This is a genomic window from Mesorhizobium sp. M2A.F.Ca.ET.042.01.1.1, assembly GCF_003997405.1.
Classification (GTDB): Bacteria; Pseudomonadota; Alphaproteobacteria; order Rhizobiales; family Rhizobiaceae; genus Mesorhizobium.
On sequence record NZ_RZRX01000039.1, the window covers coordinates 1 to 19,473 of the forward strand.

A 19,473-nucleotide genomic window follows, 5' to 3' on the forward strand; every position below is an offset into this window, starting at 1 on the left:
GTCGAGGGTTCGGTGCCGCTGCGCTTCACCTTCGAGAACGCGGCGCGGCTCTACGCCGAGCTCTGACGGTAGTGGCTGGCAACGCAACCGATCCGGCGAGCCGCGGCAAATATGCCGATCGGCTCGACCCGGAGCTTTGGGAATACATCGACAAGGTCAACAGTTGGTACCCGCCGGAGATCGTTGCGGCACCGATCGCCGAGCAGCGCGCGGTCTATGACCGGATGTGCGTGGCGTTTCACCAAGGCCGTCCCGAGGGTGTGACCACCAGTGACGGCATCGTCGCTACCGCGGCGCATGCGATCCCGGTCCGCCGCTATCGCATGGAGGGTAAGCCGGCGGCGATCGTCGTCTACTATCACGGCGGCGGGTTCGTGCTCGGCGACCTCGACAGCCATGACGACATCTGCGCCGAGATCTGCGCCGGCACTGGATTCGAGGTGGTCTCGGCCGACTACCGGCTGGCGCCGGAACATCTGCATCCGGCTTCCTTCAACGACGCGCTGGCCGTGTTCGACTGGGTCGCCGCGACCAGTGGGCTGCCGATCGTGCTTTGCGGCGAGAGCGCCGGCGGCAATCTCGCCGCTGCGGTGGCGCAGGCGACGCGGCGGCATCAACGGCACGCCGTTGGCCAGATGCTGATCTATCCCGGCCTGGGCAGCGACGAGACCGGGCGCTCCTATGTCGAGCATGCCGAAGCGCCGCTGCTGACGCTCGCCGACATCGAGTTCTACCGGCGCGTCCGGTCCGCGCCCGGGCAGTCACCCGACGACCCAACGTTCTCGCCGCTCACGGATCGTGACTTTTCCAGACTGCCGCCGACGATCATCGCCACCGCCGAATGCGACCCGCTGTCGTCGGACGGAGAGGCCTATCGCGACCGGATTGTTGCCGCTGGCGGACAAGCGTGGTGCCGCGAGGAGAAGCGGCTGGTGCACTCCTTCCTGCGCGCCCGCCCGACGGTGCCGCGCGCGGCGGAGGCGTTTGGGCGGATTGTTGCGGATATCGGCGCGCTCGGACGGGGCGAGTGCCGTATTGAACGGCGCTCCCCCTCACCCAGCCTCCGCATCGCTCGGCTGACCTCTCCCCAAGGGGAGAGGAGCCTGTCAGCGCCGGCGCGAACCTCTTCTCCCCTCGGGGAGAAGGTGGCCGCGAAGCGGCCGGATGAGCGGGCGACGCCGTCTGAGTCAACTTAGCCTGCGGAACAGCGCACAAGAACTGCGGAAAACCAAACATTTCGTCGCGGAAAGCGGACCTATCATTCCCTCGCAGGCAACGGCGCCCTGGCGGTCGCATCCGCCCCGCGCCTGGCAATCCCGGGGCGACCGTTGGCTCGTGCAAGTCGTTGCCCCAACAGACCGCCGCGCGGGCAACGTGCGCCAACAACAGAGGGAACGACGATGAAATTCATGCTGACCGACAGGAAACTGCACCCGCGCGCGGAGCCCACCGCCAATGACCTCAAGAAAGGCGCGATCAGCCGGCGCGAATACATGGCCTTGATGGCCGGTTTCGGCGTCAGCGCCGCCGGCGCGATGGCGCTGGGCGGGATCGCCCCCTCGCCTGCCCGCGCCGCCGAGCCGAAAAAGGGCGGCGTGCTGCGCGTCGCGATGAACGTCAAGGGGTTCAAGGATCCGCGCACCTTCGATGGCGTCGAGATGTCGAATGTCGCGCGCCAGTGCAACGAATATCTGGTGCGCTGGAACACCGATTTTTCCTTCGAACCCTGGCTCTTGGAAAGCTGGGAGACCAGCGACGACGCCAAGACGATCACGCTTCACATGCGCAAGGGCATCACCTGGTCGAATGGCGACACATTCAACGCCGACGATGTGATCCACAATCTCAACCGCTGGTGCGACGCCTCGGTCGCCGGCAATTCGGTCGCGGCGCGCATGGGCGCGCTGGTCAATGCCGACACCAAGAAGCCGGTCGACGGCGGCATCCAGAAGGTCGACGACTACACCGTCAAGCTCAACCTGCCCAAGCCCGACATCTCGCTGATCGCCGGCATGGCTGACTATCCGGCGCTGATCATGCACCGCTCCTATGAGGGCGACGCCGACCCGAAGAAGGCGCTGGCCATCACCACCGGCCCCTGCGAGCTGGTGAGCTGGGACGCAGAGACCGGCGCCGAGGTGAAGCGTAAGGACAAGCCCTGGTGGAAGGGCGAGTTCCATCTCGACGGCATCAAATGGGTCGATTACGGCTCCGACCCCAACGCCATGCTGTCGGCCTTCGAATCCGGCGAGATCGACACCGATCACGAGACCGCGTCGGATGCCGTCTCGCAGACCGACAAGATGGGCCTGCAGAATTCCGAGATCGCCACCGGCTCGACCATCGTGGCGCGCTTCAATGTCGCCAACGCGCCCTATGACGACGTCAAAGTGCGCCGCGCCGCCCAGCTTGCCGTCGACAATGCGGCGGTGTTGAAGCTCGGCCTCGACGGCCGAGGAAAACCCGCCGACAACCACCATGTCGGCCCCATGCATCCGGAATTCGCCGACATCGGCCCGGCCAAACGCGACGTCGACCAGGCGAAGAAGCTGATGTCGGAATCCGGCAAGGCCGAACACGAATATGAGCTGATCTCGGTCGACATCGAATGGCAAAAGAGCACCGCGGACGCGATCGCGGCGCAAATCCGCGAGGCGGGCTTCAAGATCAAGCGCACAGTGCTGCCGGCCGCGACCTTCTGGAACGACTGGAGCAAGTTCCCCTACTCCTGCACCGAATGGCTCGGCCGCCCGCTCGGCGTCCAGGTGCTGGCCTTGGCCTATAAATCGGGCGCGGCCTGGAACGAAAGCGCCTATTCGAACAAGGAGTTCGACGAGCTTCTCGACAAGGCGCTTGCGACGCCGGACGCCGCGGCGCGCAGAGAGATCATGGCCAAGATCGAGACCAATTTGCGCGACAGCGGCATCATCATCCAGCCCTACTGGCGCTCGGTCTACCGCACCTATCGCAAGGGCGTGCAAGGCTGCGAACAGCACCAGGCGCTCGAGCAGCATTTCGAAAAGGTGTGGCTGGAGTCCTGAGCCTCCCAGGACCGAGGCGGCCGGCGCGACCCTCCAGTCGCGTCGGCCGGTTTGTGGCGGCCTGCACAGTCAGGATTGATCGTCCGGCTGGCGCAGGGGAGCACCTACTGACATCCGCTCAATGATCGTCGTCGGCAGGACTATGCTTTCAGGGGGCCGATCATCACCTTTCAGGCGGCGGATCAGAAGCTCCGCCGCCGATTTTCCGAGTGCATAGACCGGCTGATCGATAACGGTGATCGGCGGCGTCGTCACGCTGGTCCAGTCGGCATCGTGGAACGTGACTAGCGATATGTCCCGCGGAATGCCGAGGCCGCATTCCCGGATCGCCTTGAAGAGATCGAGCGCCACGACGCTGTCGGAGGCCAGGATTGCAGTTGGCCTGTCGGCGCTCCCGAGCATCTCCAGCAGCAGGGCATGGGACCTCTCCGATCGGCTGCTGCCGAAATGAATATTGCGCTCCGCATTCTCGATGTCGGCTTCGCGGCAGGCTTCGAGGAAGCCCAGGATACGCTCCCGCACCGTGGAAGTATTGATCCTTGAAGCGGCACCGCGAAAATCCCCCGACAACACCGCAGCGGTGACATAGGCGATCCTACGGTGCCCGGCTTGGGTCAGCATGCGGGTCGCGCGTAGCGCAGCGTTGCGATCATCCACCGTTACCGTGTCGACATCCAGCTCCGGCAGTGCCCGATCGAGCAGCGCCAGCGGGCAGGAAATCTCCCTAAGGTGGGCGATGTCTGCAGCCTGGGCGGGCGTGACGATCAGCCCGTCGACCTGCTTTGCCAGGAGCACGCGTATGGCGCTCTTTTCCGCTTCGACCTCCTCACCCGAGTTGGCCAGAATGACGTTGATGCCCGACAACCTTGCGACATCGCTTATGCCGCGCACCGCGAGCGAGAAGAAAGGGTTCTCGATGTCGCCGACGACGACCCCGATACTACCCGAACGGCCGGTCGTCATGCTGCGCGCCAGCTCGTTCGGCCGATAGCCCAGCGCCTTGGCCGCCTCCAACACGGCCGCGTGCACTGACTGACTGACGCGGCCATAGCCGCCCAGGACGCGCGCAGCGGTCGCCTTCGAAACCTTCGCCTCCCGGGCAACGTCGCTGACAGTGATAGAGGAAATCTTGGGCGGACGCTTCATTGTGGAAAAATCGCTCTTCAAATTCGTTGACGGATGCTCGTCGTCGTGCCTACAAATGTCAAGAGACCGGTCTCATACGCATTTGAGACCGGTCTCATAACCGCCCCATGGCGTCGATCGCAGGCCGTACAGAAATTGTTCGCTGTGCCCCCCGCACGGACCGATCTTCAGAGTGGAGAACAACCATGCACATCAGACGTCTTTTCATTTCAAGCCGACGTCAGCGCGTCGGCGCCTTCATCTTAGCAGTCGCGCTTGCCGTCCTATCGCTGCCAAAGGCGTGGGCGACGGATAATCCCTACAATCTCATAGATCCCAAGACGATCAGCGTCGGCACGATGGGAGATGCCAAGCCTTATGCCTTCACCACTGCCGACGGCAAGTTCACGGGGTTCGATCTCGAATTCTTCCTGAACGTGGTAGGTCGGATGGGCTTCAAGCCGGACCAGGTGACTTTCACCGGCCAGGAATTTTCGGCGCTGATGCCGTCGGTCGCCAACCAGCGCTTCGACGTCGCGGTCGCCGCGATCGGAACGACCGAGCAGCGCAAGAAGACCGTCGATTTCTCGGACGGCTATCTCGCCGGATATTTGTCGGTGCTGACGTCGGACCCCAAGATCACTTCCGCCGACGGCCTTGCCGGCAAGCGGCTCGGTGTGGTCCAGGGGACGCTGCAGGAGATTTATGCCACCAACAATTTCAAGAACACGGACCTGGTGAAGTTCCCAGACAACAACTCGGCCATCGCCGCGCTCAACAACGGCACGATCGACGGTCACTTCCTCGACTATGAAGCTGCCAAACAATACGGCGAGCGCTATCCGAGCCTGAAGATCGCCGTCAACATCCCGTCGTTTGACGCACCCGCTGGATTTGTGGTGCGCAAGGGCAACGACGCGTTCCGCGAGGCGCTCAACAAGGGCATCCACGAAGCCATGCAGGACGGTACCTGGCGGGACCTCTACCAGAAATGGTTCCCCGGATCGCCGATGCCGGATCAATACCTCCCCAAGAAGAACTGACCCGAACTCGGCCGCCGGTGCGAACGCCGGCGGCCATTCCCTTGGCAGACGGCAAATGACCGGCCGAGCGGCCATTTGCGCCGCCTCGCAATGCGGGATGACGAATGGACTGGCTCGCAAATCTTCAACGGAGCTTCTTCGACTGGGACGCGATGGCATCGGTGCTGCCGTCGTTGCTCACTGTCGGGCTGAAGAACACGCTGATCCTCGCCGCGGCCTCGACAGTGCTCGGCATCCTGATCGGCATGGTGCTCGCCGTGATGGGCATCTCGCGCTCTGCCTGGCTGCGCATTCCGGCACGCGTCTATACTGACATCTTTCGCGGTCTCCCGGCCATCCTCACCATCCTCTTGATCGGCCAGGGCTTCGCCCGGATCGGGCGCGAGATCTTCGGCCCCTCGCCCTACCCGCTCGGCATCCTGGCGCTCAGCCTGATTGCAGGCGCCTATATCGGGGAGATTTTCCGCTCCGGTATCCAGAGCGTCGAAAGCGGCCAGATGGAGGCCTGCCGCGCGCTTAGCATGAGCTACAGCCAGGGCATGCGGCTGATCGTAGTTCCACAGGGCATACGCCGCGTGCTTCCCGCACTGGTCAACCAGTTCATCGGCAACGTCAAGGATTCCAGCCTCGTCTATTTTCTCGGCCTGCTGGCCTCAGAACGCGAGATTTTCCGCATCGGCCAGGACCAGGCGGTCGTCACCGGCAATCTGTCGCCCCTGCTTCTGGCCGGCATGTTCTACCTTATCATCACCGTGCCGCTGACCCACGTCGTCAACACCATCGACAACCGCTTGCGCCTCGGCAAGCAGAAGCCGGGCGGCGTGGTCAGCGGGTTGGTTGAGGTCGGCGAGTTGAAGGACACCGCCTCGTCGGGCGCTGCACGGCCGGCGATCAAGGCCGGCAGCCTCGAAGTGAGCGATCTCGACATGGCCTATGGCGAATTGCAGGTCCTGAAGCAAATCAGGCTCAAGGTCGAACCCGGCACTGTCACCTGCGTCATCGGGCCGTCCGGTTCGGGAAAGTCGACGCTGCTGCGCTGCCTTAACCGGCTGGTCGAACCCAAGGCCGGCGACGTGCTGCTCGACGGCCAGAGCATCCTGGCGATGAAACCGGAGATGCTGCGCCGGCGCGTCGGCATGGTCTTCCAGCATTTCAACCTGTTCCCGAACCATACAGCGATCGAGAACGTCATGCTGGCGCTGACCAGGATCAAGGGCATGCCGGCAAGCCAGGCCAGGCGCACAGCCGAAGCGCGCCTGGCGGAAGTGGGTCTTGCCGCCCGCGCGGGGTACCGTCCGAGCCGCCTTTCGGGCGGCCAGCAACAGCGCGTGGCGATCGCGCGGGCTCTCGCGATGGAGCCCGAGGTCATTCTCTTCGACGAAGTCACCAGCGCGCTCGATCCGGAACTCGTCAAAGGCGTGCTCAACCTGATGGCCGATCTCGCTCGGCGCGGCATGACCATGATCGTCGTGACCCACGAGATGGGATTCGCCCGCAAGGTAGCCGACCAGGTCGCGTTCATGGACGAAGGCCGCATTGTCGAGGTCGGGCCGCCGGCGGAGATCTTCGACCGACCGAAGAGTCAGCGGCTCAAGCAGTTCCTGGCCGAGGTGCTGTGAGGAACGCCGCGCCAGGTGGCCGACGTGCTCAGCCTCCTTCAAACTCAACCCGTTGCGACAATCGAAAGCTGCACAAATGACTGGTAAATCCGCACTCAAGGTCGTCATCATCGGCGGCGGCATCTTTGGCGTATCGACGGCTGTCCATCTCGCCCGGCTTGGCGCGGACACGACCCTCGTCAATGACGGTCCCGTTGCGAATGGGGCATCGTCGCGCTCACTGGCGTGGCTCAATTCGGCGCGAAAGCGCTCGGCAGCATATCACAAGCTGCGTGTTCAAGGCCTTGAGCGCTACAAGGCTTTTGCGGCCAGTCACGATTGCAGCGCCTGGCTGCGGTTCGACGGCGGCCTCACCTGGGACGCCGACAATTCCTCCAACCAAATAGCGGAAATCCACCGGCACGAGCGGTCGATTGGCTACCAGACACAGTTGCTCGCGCCTTCTGAACTCAGCGCCGTCACGCCTGGTGTCGACCCGCGCGCTATCTCGCCTCAGGGCGCCATCTTCAATGCCGGCGAAGGCTGGGTAGACCTGCCTTCTCTGATCGACCTCCTCTTGAGGGAATTTCGCGAACTTGGCGGGCGCGTGGTGACCGATGCCGGCGCCGCCGAGGTGACGCTCGCCAATGGCCGCGCCAACGGTGTAAGGACCGGCTCCGGCCAGGCGGTTGCTGCCGATGCAGTGGTGGTTGCGACCGGCCCGGCAGTACCGGACATGGCTGCCAAGGTTGGCAGGCGTATCGGCGACGGCACCACGCGTGCGCTCCTCGTCTTCAGCAAGCCGATCCAGCATCCGCTCCGAGCCGTGCTGAACACGCCGCGCGTCGCCATCCGCCCGACGCCGAACGGCGCCTTCGCGCTGGATTCGGCATGGTCTGAAGAGGAAGTCATCGTGCGCGACGATGGCACATACGAGGCCAAGCCATCCACGATCGCGGGGCTGCTCGAGGAAGCCTCCAAAGTGCTGGAGGGCAATCCGAGGCTTATCCTGGAGAGCCTTCACATGGGCCCGAAACCAATTCCGGCCGATGGCGAACCGGTCGTTGGCCAGCTGACCGGCATTCCTGGCTATCACGTCGTTTTCAGCCACAGCGGCGCGACGCTCGGCCTCGTGGTGGGAGAATTGCTCGCTGGTGAGATTGTCAGCGGCACACCTAATGCGTTGCTTGAGTCGTTCCGACCCGCGCGGTTCGATAGCTGAGAAGCCGTTTGCCAAGCGATTGCCTTTCAGCTCAGATTGCGCTCGACCGGTACCCGCCGGCGCGAAATACGAGAACAGCAAGGCATGGATCACTTCGACCTCGGCGCCTATCGCCGCCCGATCTCCACATCCTCGGCCGAAACGCAGCGCTGGTTCGATATCGGGCTGAACTGGTGCTACGGCTTCAACCATGAGGAGGGGATCAAATGCTTCGAGAAGGCGCTGGAGAGCGATCCAGCTTGCGCCTTCGTGCATTGGGGCATCGCCTATGCCGCCGGGCCTTTCTACAATCTGACCTGGAAGGAGCATGGCAAGGCCGAGGCCGATCATGCCGCCAGGCGCTGTTTCGAGCATGTGCGGCTGGCGCAAGCCAATGCGGCGGGCGCGAGCCCTGTCGAGCGGCGGCTGATCGAAGCGCTCGGCGCTCGCTTCCAGCAGCCGCATGGCGTGAGCGCCGCGGAATTCGAAAAATGGGACGACGCCTACGCCGCCGCGATGCGGCAGGTTTTTCGCGATTTCCCCCACGACCATGACGTGATGGCGTTGACGGTCGAGGCGCTGATGATGCGCACGGTGCGGCGCCTGTGGAACCTCAAGACCGGCGCGCCGGCGCCGAATTCGGATGTGCTCGAGGCGCTGGAGATCTGCGAGCGCTCGATCCGGCTATCCGACGAGGCAGGGACCGCGCCGCACCCGGCCGCCCTGCATCTGCACATCCACCTGCTTGAAATGTCGACGCAGCCCGAACGCGGCATGCGCTCGGCGGAGCGGCTGGGGGCGATGTGCCCGGATGCCGGCCATATGAACCATATGCCGGGGCACATTTACGTGCTGTGCGGCGAGTATGAGAAGGCGAAGCTGGCCAGCGAGAAGGCGGTGCGCGCCAACGACCTCTACCTCGCCTATGCCGGCGAGCCGACCTATTACCTGCTTGGTTGCTGCCACGACCTGCATCTGATGATGTTCACCTGCATGTTTCTTGGCCAGTACCGCCCTGCTCTGTGGGCGGCCGACAAGGTACGCAGCCTGGTGACGCGCGACGTCGTCAGTATCCCCGAGCGGCCGAAGCTGACGCAGACGGTCGAGGGCTATCACGCGATGAGATCGCATGTGCAGGTGCGCTTCGGGCGCTGGCGCGAGATCATCGACGAGCCGATGAACGGTGAGCCCGATCTCTATGTGGTGACCACGGCGCTGCAGCACTACGCCAAGGGCGTGGCGCATGCGACGCTGCGCCAATTCGCTGACGCCGAGCGCGAGCGCGATTTGTTTAGCCGGCAGATCGAGAGCATTCCACCCGAGCGCCGCTTCCTCAGCAACCCGACGAAAGCCTCGCTCGCGGTGGGCGCGGCACTGCTCGACGGCGAGCTCGCCTATCATCGGGGCAGGCATGACGAGGCCTATGGTCATCTGCGGCGCGCGGTCGAGCTTGACGACAATCTCTCCTACACAGAGCCATGGGCCTGGATGCATCCGCCGCGCCACGCGCTGGCGGCGCTGCTGCTCGACCAGGGCCATGCGGCGGAGGCCGAGCAGGTCTATCGCGACGATCTGGGCTTGAGCGGCGCCGTGCAGCGTTGCGCCCAGCACCCGGACAATATCTGGGCGCTGCACGGGCTGGTCGAATGCCTCAAGCGGCGCGGCGAGAAAGACGAGTTGCCGGAGCTGCAGGCGAAGTTGGCTGCGGCGCTGGCCAAGGCGGACGTGGCGATAACGTCATCATGCATGTGCCGGACGAGCGTGCAGGCGGACTGTTGCTGTTGTCACTAGGCGGCTGTCGCTCCTCGACGGTGCCGGCCGCTACGAGAAAATCTCCGCCAGCTCGTCGATGCTTGCCCCTTCCTTCGCCTGGCGCAGCTCGACATAGCTCACTGCCGTGGCGATCGAGAGCACCATCGACACCACGGTCTGCACCAGCGCGGCGCCGATCTCGGCGATGATGCCGCCGAACAGCACGAGGACGAGCAGTATTCCCCACTGGACGATCATGGCGATGATGATGAGAATGAGGAACAGGCCGAACAGCGACCAGCGGCTGCCCTTGGTCAGGGCTCGGCTGCGCGACATCGAGCCAAAAACGCCCCGCCGCTCCTGGATCAGGACGGGCACCGACATCGACCAGCCGAGCCAGAGGATGATACCCGGCACGATCAGCAGCATCAGGCCGATGCCCGCGCCGAGAGCGACAAGAATGCCGATCGCCAGCGTCGGCAGCAGAAAGCGGATCGCAATCTGGACGCAGTCGCCGAAGGACGGCCGCTTGCCGTTGAGGTCCTCGATGGTCGCCCGCACCAGCGCCGATTGCAGCAGAAGCGTGCACACAAATGAAACCAGACCGGCGATGATGGTGATGTAGGAATTGCGAAATGCCGCGCTCGGATCAGGCATGGCACCAGGATCCCTTTGCAGTATCGCGTCGATCTGAGGCTGGGTCGCCATCCGGATCACCAATGTCGGCAGGCCGGCGAACAGCGCCGCCAGCCCCACGCAAAGCCCGATGTTTCGGCCAATGACGGCGAAGGTATTGCTGAATACCCTGCCGATCTCGAACCTGCCGGGTTGTCCCAATGTCGCAGTGGTCATGATAATTTCCCCCGAGTCATCGCTGCATCCAATCGATGACTTCAAAGTAAATTTGCCAAGATTGCGGGGCTGCGTCCAGTGCACTTGCAATTGTCATGGCGTATTGCCAGTGTCGGTTCCGAACCGCAGGTTGCAGGGGAAACGGGCGGGTGACAGCCGCAGGGACGGAAGACGCGGAACGGCTGGCACAGTTGCACAAGCAACTGCTGACTGACGATTCGATCCAGTTCGGGCTGCCGACCTATGTGCGGCCCGAGCCGCCCGAGTGGCTGAAGCCGCTGCTGGATGGCCTGGCCAAGCTCGGCCCCTATATGATCTATCTGTTCTGGGGCGCGGTGATCATCGGCGTCGCGATCATCGCTTTTCTGCTCCTGCTTGAAGCCAGAGGCGTCGCTTGGCGCCTGCCCTGGCGGCGCAAGCGCCAGGAGACCGAGGAGAAGGAGGAATGGCGCCCGGACGTGGGTGTCGCCCAGGTCCTGCTCTCCGAAGCAGACGCGCTTGCCGCGCGCGGCGAGTTTGACGAGGCGGTGCATCTTCTGTTGCGCCGCAGCGTCGCCGACATCGCGACCCGCATACCGGACTTCCTGCGACCGTCGCTCACCGCGCGCGACATCGCGGCCGCCGGCTCGATCCCTAGCCGGCCCCGCGCCGCCTTCAGCGAGATCGCCCGCATCGTCGAAGCCGCCCTGTTTGCCCGGCGGCCCGTCGGCGCCGAAGGGTGGCAGCAGGCGCGCGGCGCCTATGAGCGTTTCGCCTTCCGGGACGCCTGGGCATGAGCGCGGCAACGACGGAAACAGTGCAGGAGCCGTTCAGCCGCAAGACGTTGTTCTGGGGCATCTTCGCCAGTCTTCTGGCCGCCGCCGGCTTTTTCCTGCTGTCCACCTATGCGCCCGATTTCCGCCAGCCAGAAGGCGGCGCCACGCCGTTCTCGAAAGGCGGCACCGGTTATGTCGGGCTTGTCGAATGGCTGAAGCTCACCAATGGACAGGCGCCGCCGATGGAGCGCGGCGAGAAGGACCTGGAGTCGCCGCTGGCTTCGACCTTCCTGCTCGTCGTCACCATCGCGCCGGGCAGCGACCCGGCCGCGCTCGATCACCTCATCAAGCTGCGCTCGGGCAAGGACACGCTTTTCGTGTTGCCGAAATGGCAGACCATGCCATTGCTGGGCCGGGACGGTTGGGAAACGAAAATCGAACGGCTGCCGAACTCGCTCGTCAATGACTGGCTCGGCCGCATCGCCAAGGCGAAGCTCGGCGAAGGCAAGCCGACGGTCGACACGATCGATGTCCAAGGCCGCAACATCGCCGTGCCGGACGAACTGCAATGGGTGGCGGACGATCATCCGCTGATCGCGGCCGGTGACGGCAAAGCCATCCTCACCGAGCTCGACAACGAACCCTTCTACATCCTCACCGATCCCGACTTCATCAACAATGCGGGGCTGAAGGACGAGCAGACGGCAGCCGCGGCGCTCGACATGATCGCCATGCTGGAGCCCGCCAAGGGCGCGGTCATGTTCGACCTGACGCTGCACGGCATCGGCCAGAAATTCGATCTCGCCAAGCTCCTGGTCGAACCGCCCTTCCTGGCTTTGACGCTTTCGGTGCTGGTGGCGGCCGCGCTTGCCTTCCTGCACGGGCTCGGCCGCTTCGGGCCGCCAAAGGCGGAAGGCCGTGCCATCGCCTTCGGCAAGCGGGCGCTGGTCGACACCACGGCGATGCTCTTGAGGCGCGCCGGGCGGTTGCAAGGGCTCGGCGACCGATACGCGGCGCTGGTGCGGCAGCGCGCCGGCGCGCTGCTCGGCGCGCCGCACGGGCTGCAGGGCGAGGCGCTCGACCGTTGGCTCGATTCCCGCGACAAGAGCGAGGCGCACGGCTTCACCCGGCGCTTCCAGGCCGCGAACGAATCCAACAGTTTGGCAGGAATGCATGAAGCAGCCGAACAGCTGCATGACTGGACGGCAAGGAGGCTCAGTGAACGTCGATGAAGTGAAGGCCCTGGCGAACGCGATCAGGGAAGAAGTGGCGAAAGCGATCACCGGCCAGCACGACACGGTCGACCTGATGCTGACGGCGCTGTTTGCCGGCGGCCATATCCTGCTCGAAGGCCCGCCGGGCACCGCCAAGACCATGACGGCGCGCTGCTTCGCGCAGGCGCTGGGCGTCGCCTATGGCCGCATCCAATTCACGCCCGACCTGATGCCCGGCGACATCGTCGGCGCCAACATCTACAATTTCCAGACCGGGCAGTTCACGCTGACGCGCGGCCCGATCTTCTGCGATCTGCTGCTCGCCGACGAAATCAACCGCACGCCGCCGAAGACGCAGGCCGCCCTGCTCGAGGCCATGCAGGAACACGCCGTCACCTTCGACGGCACGACGCATTCGCTCGGGCAGAACTTCATGGTGGTGGCAACGCAGAACCCGATCGAGCATCAGGGTGTCTACCCGCTGCCCGAGGCTCAGCTCGACCGCTTCCTGTTCAAGCACCGGGTAAGCTATCCGGACCTCGCGGAGGAGCGTGCCATCATCGTCAACCACGGCGGCGGCTCGGCCTCGCACGATATCGGGCAATACGGCATCAAGGCGCAGACCGACCGCAAGACGCTGGAAGCCGCACTTGCCACCGTCGGCGACGTCACGCTGGTCGGCGATGTCGTCGGCTATATCGCGGCACTGGTGCGCGGCACGCGCGAAAGCCCTGACCTGGAGGTGGGCGCGAGCCCTCGCGCGGGCGCCATGCTGGCGAGAGCCGCGCGCGCCAGGGCGGCGCTCGACGGGCGCAACTATGTCATCCCGGACGACGTCAAGGCCTTGGCCGTGCCGGCGCTGCGCCACCGCGTGGTTCTCTCGCCGGCCGCGCAGATCGACGGGCGGCTGGTCGAGCAGATCGTCTCCGACCTCGTCGACCATACGGAAGCGCCGCGTTGATCTATCCGAGCGGGCGAGCGGTCTGGGCAGCAGCGGCGGGGGCGATCCCCGCCTTCCTGATCGCGCTCGCGCTGCCCTCTGTCTGGTATCTCGGCCTGTTGTGGATCTGCGTTCTGATTGCCTTCCTGGCGGTGGATGCGGCCGCGGGCAGAGGCCGCGCCTCGCTCGATGCTGTGCTGACGGCGCCGCCGCAGGTCGGCATCGGCGGACGCTTCACGTTGCACATCGCGGCCGGTGTCGGAGCTAAGCTGCGGCGCCTGCAAGCGCGCGTCGGGCATGATCAGCGGGTTCAGCCGGTCGCCGGCATCGGCGGCGCGCTGCCGGCCAATGGCGGCACGCTCGACCTCGAATTCGAGGCGATCCGGCGCGGCATCGCCAGTTTCGACCGGCTCTGGCTGCGCTGGCAGGGCCCGTTCGGGCTTGTGTGGAACCAGGTCATATTGCCGGTCGACCGCAAGGTCGCGGTGCTGACCAATGTCGACAGCGCGCGCGACGAGGCGATCACGCTTCTGCAGCGCTCCGCGCTTGCCGACGGCCATGCGCAGAAGCGCGCTGGACAGGGCCGCGAATTCGAAGCGCTGAAGGATTATCAGCCCGGTATGGGCCGGCGCATGATCGACTGGAAGCGCAGCGCCCGCCACGGCAAGCTTCTGGCGCGCGAGTTCCGGATCGAGGAAAACAACAACATCGTTCTGGCGATCGACAGCGGCCGGCTGATGTGCGAGCCGGTCGATGGCGTGCCGAAGGTCGACCGGGCGGTGACGGCCGCACTCCTGTCGGCCTTCATCGCGCTCAAGGGTGGGGATCTCGTCAGCCTGTTCTCCTTCGATGCCCGGCCGCGCGTCTCCAGCGGCGCGGTGCGGGGCTCGCCCAGCTTCACCATGATCCAGAAGCGCGCCGCCGAGATCGACTATTCGACCGAAGAGACCAATTTCACCCTGGCGCTGACCACGCTGTCAGCCAGGCTCGATCGGCGCTCGCTGGTCATCGTCTTCACCGATTTCGTCGACCCGATCAGCGCCGAATTGATGCTGCGCACCGTCGGCCGGCTGACCGAGCGGCATCTGGTGCTGTTCATGCTGATGCGGGACGTGGAGCTCGAAACGCTGGCCGACATGGCGCCGGCGGCGCCAGAGGATGTCGCCCGCTCCGTCACCGCCGGTGATCTCCTGAAGCAGCGGCAGGTGGTGATCGGCAGGCTCAGGCTGCTCGGCGCGCATGTCATCGAGGCCGACCATCAGCGGCTCGGCCCGGCGCTGGTCGAACGCTATATCCAGCTCAAGGAGGGGAACCTTCTATGACGCTCGCCGCCGGCACCGATGCGGTGCGCCAGTCGCTGGCGAGCTTCCGCCAGGAGCGCGAGGCCGACTGGAAAGCCTTCGAGGCGCTGTTGGCGCGGGTCGAGAAACGCGCGCCGCGCGCACTGTCGGAAGACGAATTGTTGTCGCTCCCCCTACTCTACCGCTCGGCGCTGTCCTCGCTTTCAGTGGCGCGCGCGACATCGCTCGACAGCGCGCTGATCGCCTATCTCGAGGCGCTGTGCCTGCGCGGCTACTTCTACCTCTACGGCGCGCGGCGCTCCTTGCGGACGCGTATCGGCGACTTCTTCCTGCACGATTGGCCGGCGGCGATCCGCGATCTGTGGCGCGAGGTGTGGACGTCGGTCGCCCTCACGACGATCGGCGCGATCGCCGGCTATTGGCTGGTCGCCTCCGACAAGCGCTGGTACGACGCCATCATCGCGCCGAGTCTGGCCGGCGGGCGCAATCCGGACTCCTCGGCCGAGACGCTGCGCGGCGTGCTTTACGGCGGCGGCGACCATTTCCTGTCGGGATTCGCCGCCTATCTCTTCACCCACAACACGCAGGTCTCGATCCTGGCGTTTGCGCTGGGTTTCGCCTTTGCCGTGCCGAGCGTCCTGATCATCCTGATGAATGGCTGCATGCTCGGCGCCATTTTCCAGATCTATGCCGCCAAGGGCCTGGGTTTCGAGCTCGGCGGCTGGCTTTCGATCCATGGCACGACGGAGCTGTTCGCCATCGCCATCGCGGGTGCGGCCGGCATGCGCATCGGCACCAGCATTGCCTTTCCCGGCGAACTGACCCGCATGGCGGCTGCCGCCCGGGCCGGACGCGTGGCGGCGACCGCCATGATCGGCGTCACGGTGATGCTGCTTTTCGCCGGATTGCTGGAAGGCATCGGCCGGCAAACGATCAACAGCGATCTCGCCCGCTATTCGATCGGCGGCGGCATGCTGGCCTTTTGGCTCTGTTATTTCTACCTGTTCCGGACGGTGCGGCATGGCGACCGCTAGGGCAGCGAAGGTCAAGAACCCGGCAGCACTGATCCGCCCGCTGGTCACGCCGGAGGGCGTCGACCTAAGGGTCAAGCTGGCCGACGCCGGCACACGCGCTTCCGGATTCCTGCTCGACGTGGTGATCATCGTCGTGGCGGCAATCGTGGTCAGCCTCGTCGCGCTGTTCGGCCTTGGCGGGCTTGGCGTGCAAGATGCCGAGCCGCTGTTCATCGTCTGGATCATCTTCATCTTCTTCCTGCGCAACGTCTATTTCATCGCCTTCGAGGCGGGACGTCGGGCAGCCACACCGGGCAAGCGCATGGTTGGCGTGAGGGTCGCGTCGCGCAGCGGCGCCGGCCTCACGCTGGACCAGGTCATCGCGCGCAACCTGATGCGCGAGATCGAGGTTTTCCTGCCGCTTTCGATCCTCGCCGCGCGCGCCAGCGCGGATGTCGCCGACACGCTGTCGACCATTTTCGGCCTGGTGTGGACGCTGCTGTTCTCGCTGTTCCCGCTGTTCAACCGCGACCGGCTGAGGATCGGCGACCTGCTCGCCGGCACCTGGGTGGTCGAGGTGCCGAAAGTGGCGCTGGTCGAGGACCTTTCATTGCGAAAGGACCCGGTTGCCGCCCGCTTCCAGTTCAGCCCCGCTCAACTCGACGCCTATGGAATCGCCGAATTGCAGAAACTGGAAGAAGTGCTGCGTCGCGACGACTATTCAGCGCTCAGAGCTGTGGCGGAGACCATCGCTCGCAAGATCGGCACGAGAGTCGAGCCGGTCGATTCAAAGGCTTTCCTCACCGCCTACTACGGCGAGCTGCGCGCTCATCTGGAACGCAAGCTGCTGCTTGGGAACCGCAAGGCGGATAAGTACGCGCGGTAGGCCGCAGCCTCCCTCGCCTACCCCACCCACTTCTCATAGTCCGACACCAGGAGGTGCAGCGGCGCGACGTCCTCGTCGATGTTGGAGAAGCGGCCGATCGGCTCGCGGAAGACGTTGTCGGTGAGGTCGTCATTGACGGTCGACACCTCGCCGATCAGCACATCCTTGCCCTCGGCCCAGAAGGCGTGCCAGACGCCGGGCAGCAGCGTGACACTCTGGCCGGGATCGAGCTTAAGCAGCCCGCCGGCCGGCAACCTGGTGATGGTGCCGTCGACCGGCACCGACACTTCGGCCTTCGGGTCGATGCCGCCGTCGCGGTCGTGCATGAAGAGTTCCAGCACCAGCTTGCCGCCACCGCGGTTGATGATGTCCTCGGCCTTGATGTTGTGGCGGTGCATCGGCGAGAGCTGGTCCTTGCGCGAGATCATGATCTTTTCGGCATAGAGCATGCCCATGCCGAGCTTCATGTCCTCGTAGCGGCCGTTGCGCACGGTGAACAGGAACAGGCCGAGCTCGTCGAACTTCTCCTGGCCGTAGTCGGTGATGTCCCAGCCGAGGCGCGAGGTGAAGATGGCGGAAGAGTCGGCCTTGTGCGCCTTCATCTCTTCCGGCGACCAATAGGCGAAGGGCGGCATGATATAGCCGAAGGAGCGGATGAAGGCGTCGGCTTCGCGGATGATGTCGTTGATCTTGGAGCGCTTCATGATGGTTCTCCTCCGGCCGATGCCTTGCTGAAATCTGACCATCCGAATAGCCCAATGCCGGTCGGCTGTCGACGCAAACCCGCTGTTCTGGCCCCGTGACATCCGGCCGGATCGGGACCATAAACCCAGCCGGACTTTTCGATTTTGCGCATGTCTTTGTCCAGAAACCGGATCCCGCTCTCGGGAGACATGCTTTGAATGGTGATTTCATGCCAAGCATAGACGACCTCGACACGCCGGCGATCCTGATCGATGCGGCCCGTGCCGAAGCCAACATCAAAAAAGCGCAGGCGCATGCCGACGCCCACGGGCTGAAGCTGCGGCCGCACATCAAGACGCACAAGCTGCCCTACTGGGCGAAGAAGCAGGTCGCGGCGGGCGCGGTCGGCATCACCTGCCAGAAGATCGGCGAGGCCGAAGTGATGGCCGATGCGGGGCTTGAGGATATTTTTCTGCCCTACAACATCCTTGGCCGCGCCAAGCTGGAGCGGCTGAAGGCGCTGCATGGGCGCGTCACGCTCTCGGTGACGGCGGACAGCCATGAGACGCTGGAAGGCCTTGCTGCCACCTTCACCGATGCCGGTCATCCGCTGCAGGTGCTGGTCGAGTGCGACACCGGCATGGGCCGCTGCGGCGTGCAGAGCCCGGCCGATGCGGTGGCGCTTGCGAAGGTAATCGACCAGGCCAAGGGCCTCGCCTTCGGCGGGCTGATGACCTATCCGGCGGCCGGCCGCGCGGCGCAAGCCGAGGCCTGGCTGAAAAGCGCGCACGACGCGCTTGCCGCGGCGGGGCTCGAATGCGTGCGCGTCTCCAGCGGCGGCACGCCGGATATGTGGCGCTCGGGCGAGAACAGCATCGTCACCGAATACCGGCCCGGCACCTATATCTACCTCGACCGCTATCAGGTTGCCAAAGGCGTCGGCACGCTGGACGACTGCGCGCTGACGGTGCTTGCCACCGTCGTCAGCCACCCGACGCCGACCCGCGCCATCCTCGATTCAGGCAGCAAGGCGCTGTCTTCCGATACGCTCGGCCTGCCGGAGTTCGGCGAGCTGCTCGGCATGCCGGGCGCCCGCGTAACGGGTTTGAGCGAAGAGCACGGCACCGTCACGCTTGCCGACGGCGCCGCCTTGCACATCGGTGAGCGGGTGCGCGTCGTGCCCGATCATTGCTGCGTGGTGACGAATTTGTTCGATCAGGTGCATCTGATCGATGGAGACACGGTGCTGGAAACGCTGCCAGTGGCGGCGCGAGGGAAGATGGGGTGAGCCCTACTGCCGCTCCGCCTGCCTTGCCGCCACTCTCCGCATCGCCGTCACCCGCCGCCTGAAAATCTCCGTGCGCATCGCCATCAGGTGCAGGGCGAAGAACAGCACCGTGAAACCCAGCGCCATCACGGCGAGCGGCCATAGCATCGATGGGTCGATGGTCGGGCCGCCGAGGCGGAAGACGGAGGCCGGCTGGTGCAGCGTGTTCCACCAGTCGACCGAGAACTTGATGATGGGGATGTTGATGAAGCCGACCAGCGTGATGATGGCCGCCGCCCAGGCGGCGCGGCCGGCGTCATCCAGCGCGCGGGTCAGCGCGATGATGCCGAGATACATCAGGAAAAGCACGAAGACAGAGGTCAGCCGCGCGTCCCATACCCACCAGGTGCCCCACATCGGCTTGCCCCAGATGGAGCCGGTGATCAGCGCCAGCGCGGTGAAGGTGGCACCGATCGGGGCCGCCGATTTGAGCGCAACATCGGCCAGCGGATGGCGCCAGACCAGTGTGCCCAGCGCCGAGATCGCCATGATCGTGTAGCACATCATGGCGATCCAGGCGAAGGGAACGTGGATATACATGATGCGCACGGTGATGCCCTGCTGGAAATCCTCTGGCGCGGTGAAGCTCATATAGAGGCCCGCGCCAAGCAGGATCGCCGCAATAGCCGCCAGCCACGGAATGACCTTGTCGGCCAGCCCGACGAAGCGCGTCGGGTTGGCGAGATCGATCCAGCCGGAAAAGCGTGAAGTGGTGTCGCTCATGGCGACCTAAATAGACCG

The 19,473-nt window shown here is 64.9% G+C and carries 17 protein-coding genes; 13 read left to right on the forward strand and 4 right to left on the reverse strand.

The genetic code is table 11. The features are described from left to right. Positions 1-71: 71 nt before the first annotated feature. Both EOA23_RS08625 and EOA23_RS08630 read left to right on the forward strand, forming a co-directional pair. Positions 72-1,196, forward strand: coding sequence for an alpha/beta hydrolase (locus EOA23_RS08625; protein WP_127303617.1), 1,125 nt, complete (start codon positions 72-74; stop codon positions 1,194-1,196). A gap of 204 nt (positions 1,197-1,400) precedes the next feature. Then, positions 1,401-3,041, forward strand: a complete 1,641-nt coding sequence (locus EOA23_RS08630) for an ABC transporter substrate-binding protein (RefSeq protein WP_127303618.1) — start codon at positions 1,401-1,403, stop codon at positions 3,039-3,041. A 69-nt stretch (positions 3,042-3,110) separates the two neighbouring features. Here the strand turns inward: EOA23_RS08630 and EOA23_RS08635 are convergent, their stop codons facing one another. Next, positions 3,111-4,187: a LacI family DNA-binding transcriptional regulator gene (locus EOA23_RS08635; protein ID WP_126061222.1), complete on the reverse strand. Its 1,077-nt coding sequence runs from the start codon at positions 4,185-4,187 to the stop codon at positions 3,111-3,113. Between the two features lie 107 nt (positions 4,188-4,294). Here EOA23_RS08635 and EOA23_RS08640 point away from each other — a divergent pair, with 107 nt between their 5' ends. The 4 genes from EOA23_RS08640 (at position 4,295) to EOA23_RS08655 (ending at position 9,799) form a co-directional block, all read left to right on the forward strand. Then, a complete protein-coding gene (locus EOA23_RS08640; protein WP_245474078.1) occupies positions 4,295-5,209 on the forward strand; it encodes an ABC transporter substrate-binding protein in 915 nt (304 codons plus the stop codon). A gap of 104 nt (positions 5,210-5,313) precedes the next feature. Next, on the forward strand, positions 5,314-6,828 hold the full coding sequence (locus EOA23_RS36900) for an amino acid ABC transporter permease/ATP-binding protein (protein ID WP_127303620.1): 1,515 nt from the start codon (positions 5,314-5,316) through the stop codon (positions 6,826-6,828). Between the two features lie 76 nt (positions 6,829-6,904). Then, positions 6,905-8,029, forward strand: a complete 1,125-nt coding sequence (locus tag EOA23_RS08650; protein ID WP_127303634.1) for an FAD-binding oxidoreductase — start codon at positions 6,905-6,907, stop codon at positions 8,027-8,029. 84 nt (positions 8,030-8,113) lie between these two features. After that, complete coding sequence (locus tag EOA23_RS08655) at positions 8,114-9,799, forward strand: hypothetical protein (RefSeq protein WP_127303621.1); 1,686 nt, start codon at positions 8,114-8,116, stop codon at positions 9,797-9,799. A gap of 30 nt (positions 9,800-9,829) precedes the next feature. On the opposite strand, the gene EOA23_RS08660 is transcribed toward EOA23_RS08655, so the two are convergent. Further along, positions 9,830-10,612 (reverse strand): hypothetical protein, encoded by a 783-nt coding sequence (locus tag EOA23_RS08660; protein ID WP_127303622.1) that lies wholly within the window; start codon positions 10,610-10,612, stop codon positions 9,830-9,832. A 149-nt stretch (positions 10,613-10,761) separates the two neighbouring features. On the opposite strand from EOA23_RS08660, the gene EOA23_RS08665 reads away from it, so the two are divergent. Genes EOA23_RS08665 through EOA23_RS08690 form a run of 6 tightly spaced genes read left to right on the forward strand, consistent with a single transcriptional unit; the run spans position 10,762 to position 16,721 of the window. Next, the gene (locus EOA23_RS08665; protein WP_126061226.1) at positions 10,762-11,388 is read left to right on the forward strand and encodes a DUF4129 domain-containing protein; all 627 of its coding nucleotides are present in this window, start codon (positions 10,762-10,764) and stop codon (positions 11,386-11,388) included. After that, positions 11,385-12,599 (forward strand): DUF4350 domain-containing protein, encoded by a 1,215-nt coding sequence (locus EOA23_RS08670; protein WP_127303623.1) that lies wholly within the window; start codon positions 11,385-11,387, stop codon positions 12,597-12,599. Before EOA23_RS08665 ends, EOA23_RS08670 begins: the two co-directional genes overlap by 4 nt. Then, positions 12,586-13,542 (forward strand): MoxR family ATPase, encoded by a 957-nt coding sequence (locus tag EOA23_RS08675; protein WP_127303624.1) that lies wholly within the window; start codon positions 12,586-12,588, stop codon positions 13,540-13,542. The genes EOA23_RS08670 and EOA23_RS08675 overlap by 14 nt, the downstream gene beginning before the upstream one ends. Further along, a complete protein-coding gene (locus tag EOA23_RS08680; RefSeq protein WP_127303625.1) occupies positions 13,539-14,843 on the forward strand; it encodes a DUF58 domain-containing protein in 1,305 nt (434 codons plus the stop codon). The genes EOA23_RS08675 and EOA23_RS08680 overlap by 4 nt, the downstream gene beginning before the upstream one ends. After that, positions 14,840-15,856 carry a stage II sporulation protein M gene (locus EOA23_RS08685; protein ID WP_127303626.1) on the forward strand — a complete coding sequence of 339 codons (1,017 nt, stop codon included), beginning with the start codon at positions 14,840-14,842 and terminating at the stop codon, positions 15,854-15,856. Before EOA23_RS08680 ends, EOA23_RS08685 begins: the two co-directional genes overlap by 4 nt. Then, on the forward strand, positions 15,843-16,721 hold the full coding sequence (locus tag EOA23_RS08690) for an RDD family protein (RefSeq protein ID WP_127303627.1): 879 nt from the start codon (positions 15,843-15,845) through the stop codon (positions 16,719-16,721). The genes EOA23_RS08685 and EOA23_RS08690 overlap by 14 nt, the downstream gene beginning before the upstream one ends. 17 nt (positions 16,722-16,738) lie before the next feature. Here EOA23_RS08690 and EOA23_RS08695 read toward each other — a convergent pair whose 3' ends face one another. Further along, a complete protein-coding gene (locus tag EOA23_RS08695; RefSeq protein WP_041011546.1) occupies positions 16,739-17,425 on the reverse strand; it encodes a D-lyxose/D-mannose family sugar isomerase in 687 nt (228 codons plus the stop codon). A gap of 209 nt (positions 17,426-17,634) precedes the next feature. Here EOA23_RS08695 and EOA23_RS08700 point away from each other — a divergent pair, with 209 nt between their 5' ends. Beyond that, positions 17,635-18,693, forward strand: coding sequence for a D-TA family PLP-dependent enzyme (locus EOA23_RS08700; RefSeq protein ID WP_127303628.1), 1,059 nt, complete (start codon positions 17,635-17,637; stop codon positions 18,691-18,693). A gap of 3 nt (positions 18,694-18,696) precedes the next feature. Here the strand turns inward: EOA23_RS08700 and EOA23_RS08705 are convergent, their stop codons facing one another. Beyond that, positions 18,697-19,455, reverse strand: coding sequence for a heme ABC transporter permease (locus EOA23_RS08705; RefSeq protein ID WP_127303629.1), 759 nt, complete (start codon positions 19,453-19,455; stop codon positions 18,697-18,699). Positions 19,456-19,473: the final 18 nt, after the last annotated feature.

Coding starts and splice junctions, on each gene's coding strand:
- EOA23_RS08630 (WP_127303618.1), top strand. CDS start 1,401: ATGAAATTCATGCTGACCGACAGGAAACTGCACCCGCGCGCGGAGCCC.
- EOA23_RS08635 (WP_126061222.1), bottom strand. CDS start 4,187: ATGAAGCGTCCGCCCAAGATTTCCTCTATCACTGTCAGCGACGTTGCC.
- EOA23_RS08640 (WP_245474078.1), top strand. CDS start 4,295: ATGGCGTCGATCGCAGGCCGTACAGAAATTGTTCGCTGTGCCCCCCGC.
- EOA23_RS36900 (WP_127303620.1), top strand. CDS start 5,314: ATGGACTGGCTCGCAAATCTTCAACGGAGCTTCTTCGACTGGGACGCG.
- EOA23_RS08650 (WP_127303634.1), top strand. CDS start 6,905: ATGACTGGTAAATCCGCACTCAAGGTCGTCATCATCGGCGGCGGCATC.
- EOA23_RS08655 (WP_127303621.1), top strand. CDS start 8,114: ATGGATCACTTCGACCTCGGCGCCTATCGCCGCCCGATCTCCACATCC.
- EOA23_RS08660 (WP_127303622.1), bottom strand. CDS start 10,612: ATGACCACTGCGACATTGGGACAACCCGGCAGGTTCGAGATCGGCAGG.
- EOA23_RS08670 (WP_127303623.1), top strand. CDS start 11,385: ATGAGCGCGGCAACGACGGAAACAGTGCAGGAGCCGTTCAGCCGCAAG.
- EOA23_RS08685 (WP_127303626.1), top strand. CDS start 14,840: ATGACGCTCGCCGCCGGCACCGATGCGGTGCGCCAGTCGCTGGCGAGC.
- EOA23_RS08690 (WP_127303627.1), top strand. CDS start 15,843: ATGGCGACCGCTAGGGCAGCGAAGGTCAAGAACCCGGCAGCACTGATC.
- EOA23_RS08695 (WP_041011546.1), bottom strand. CDS start 17,425: ATGAAGCGCTCCAAGATCAACGACATCATCCGCGAAGCCGACGCCTTC.
- EOA23_RS08700 (WP_127303628.1), top strand. CDS start 17,635: ATGCCAAGCATAGACGACCTCGACACGCCGGCGATCCTGATCGATGCG.
- EOA23_RS08705 (WP_127303629.1), bottom strand. CDS start 19,455: ATGAGCGACACCACTTCACGCTTTTCCGGCTGGATCGATCTCGCCAAC.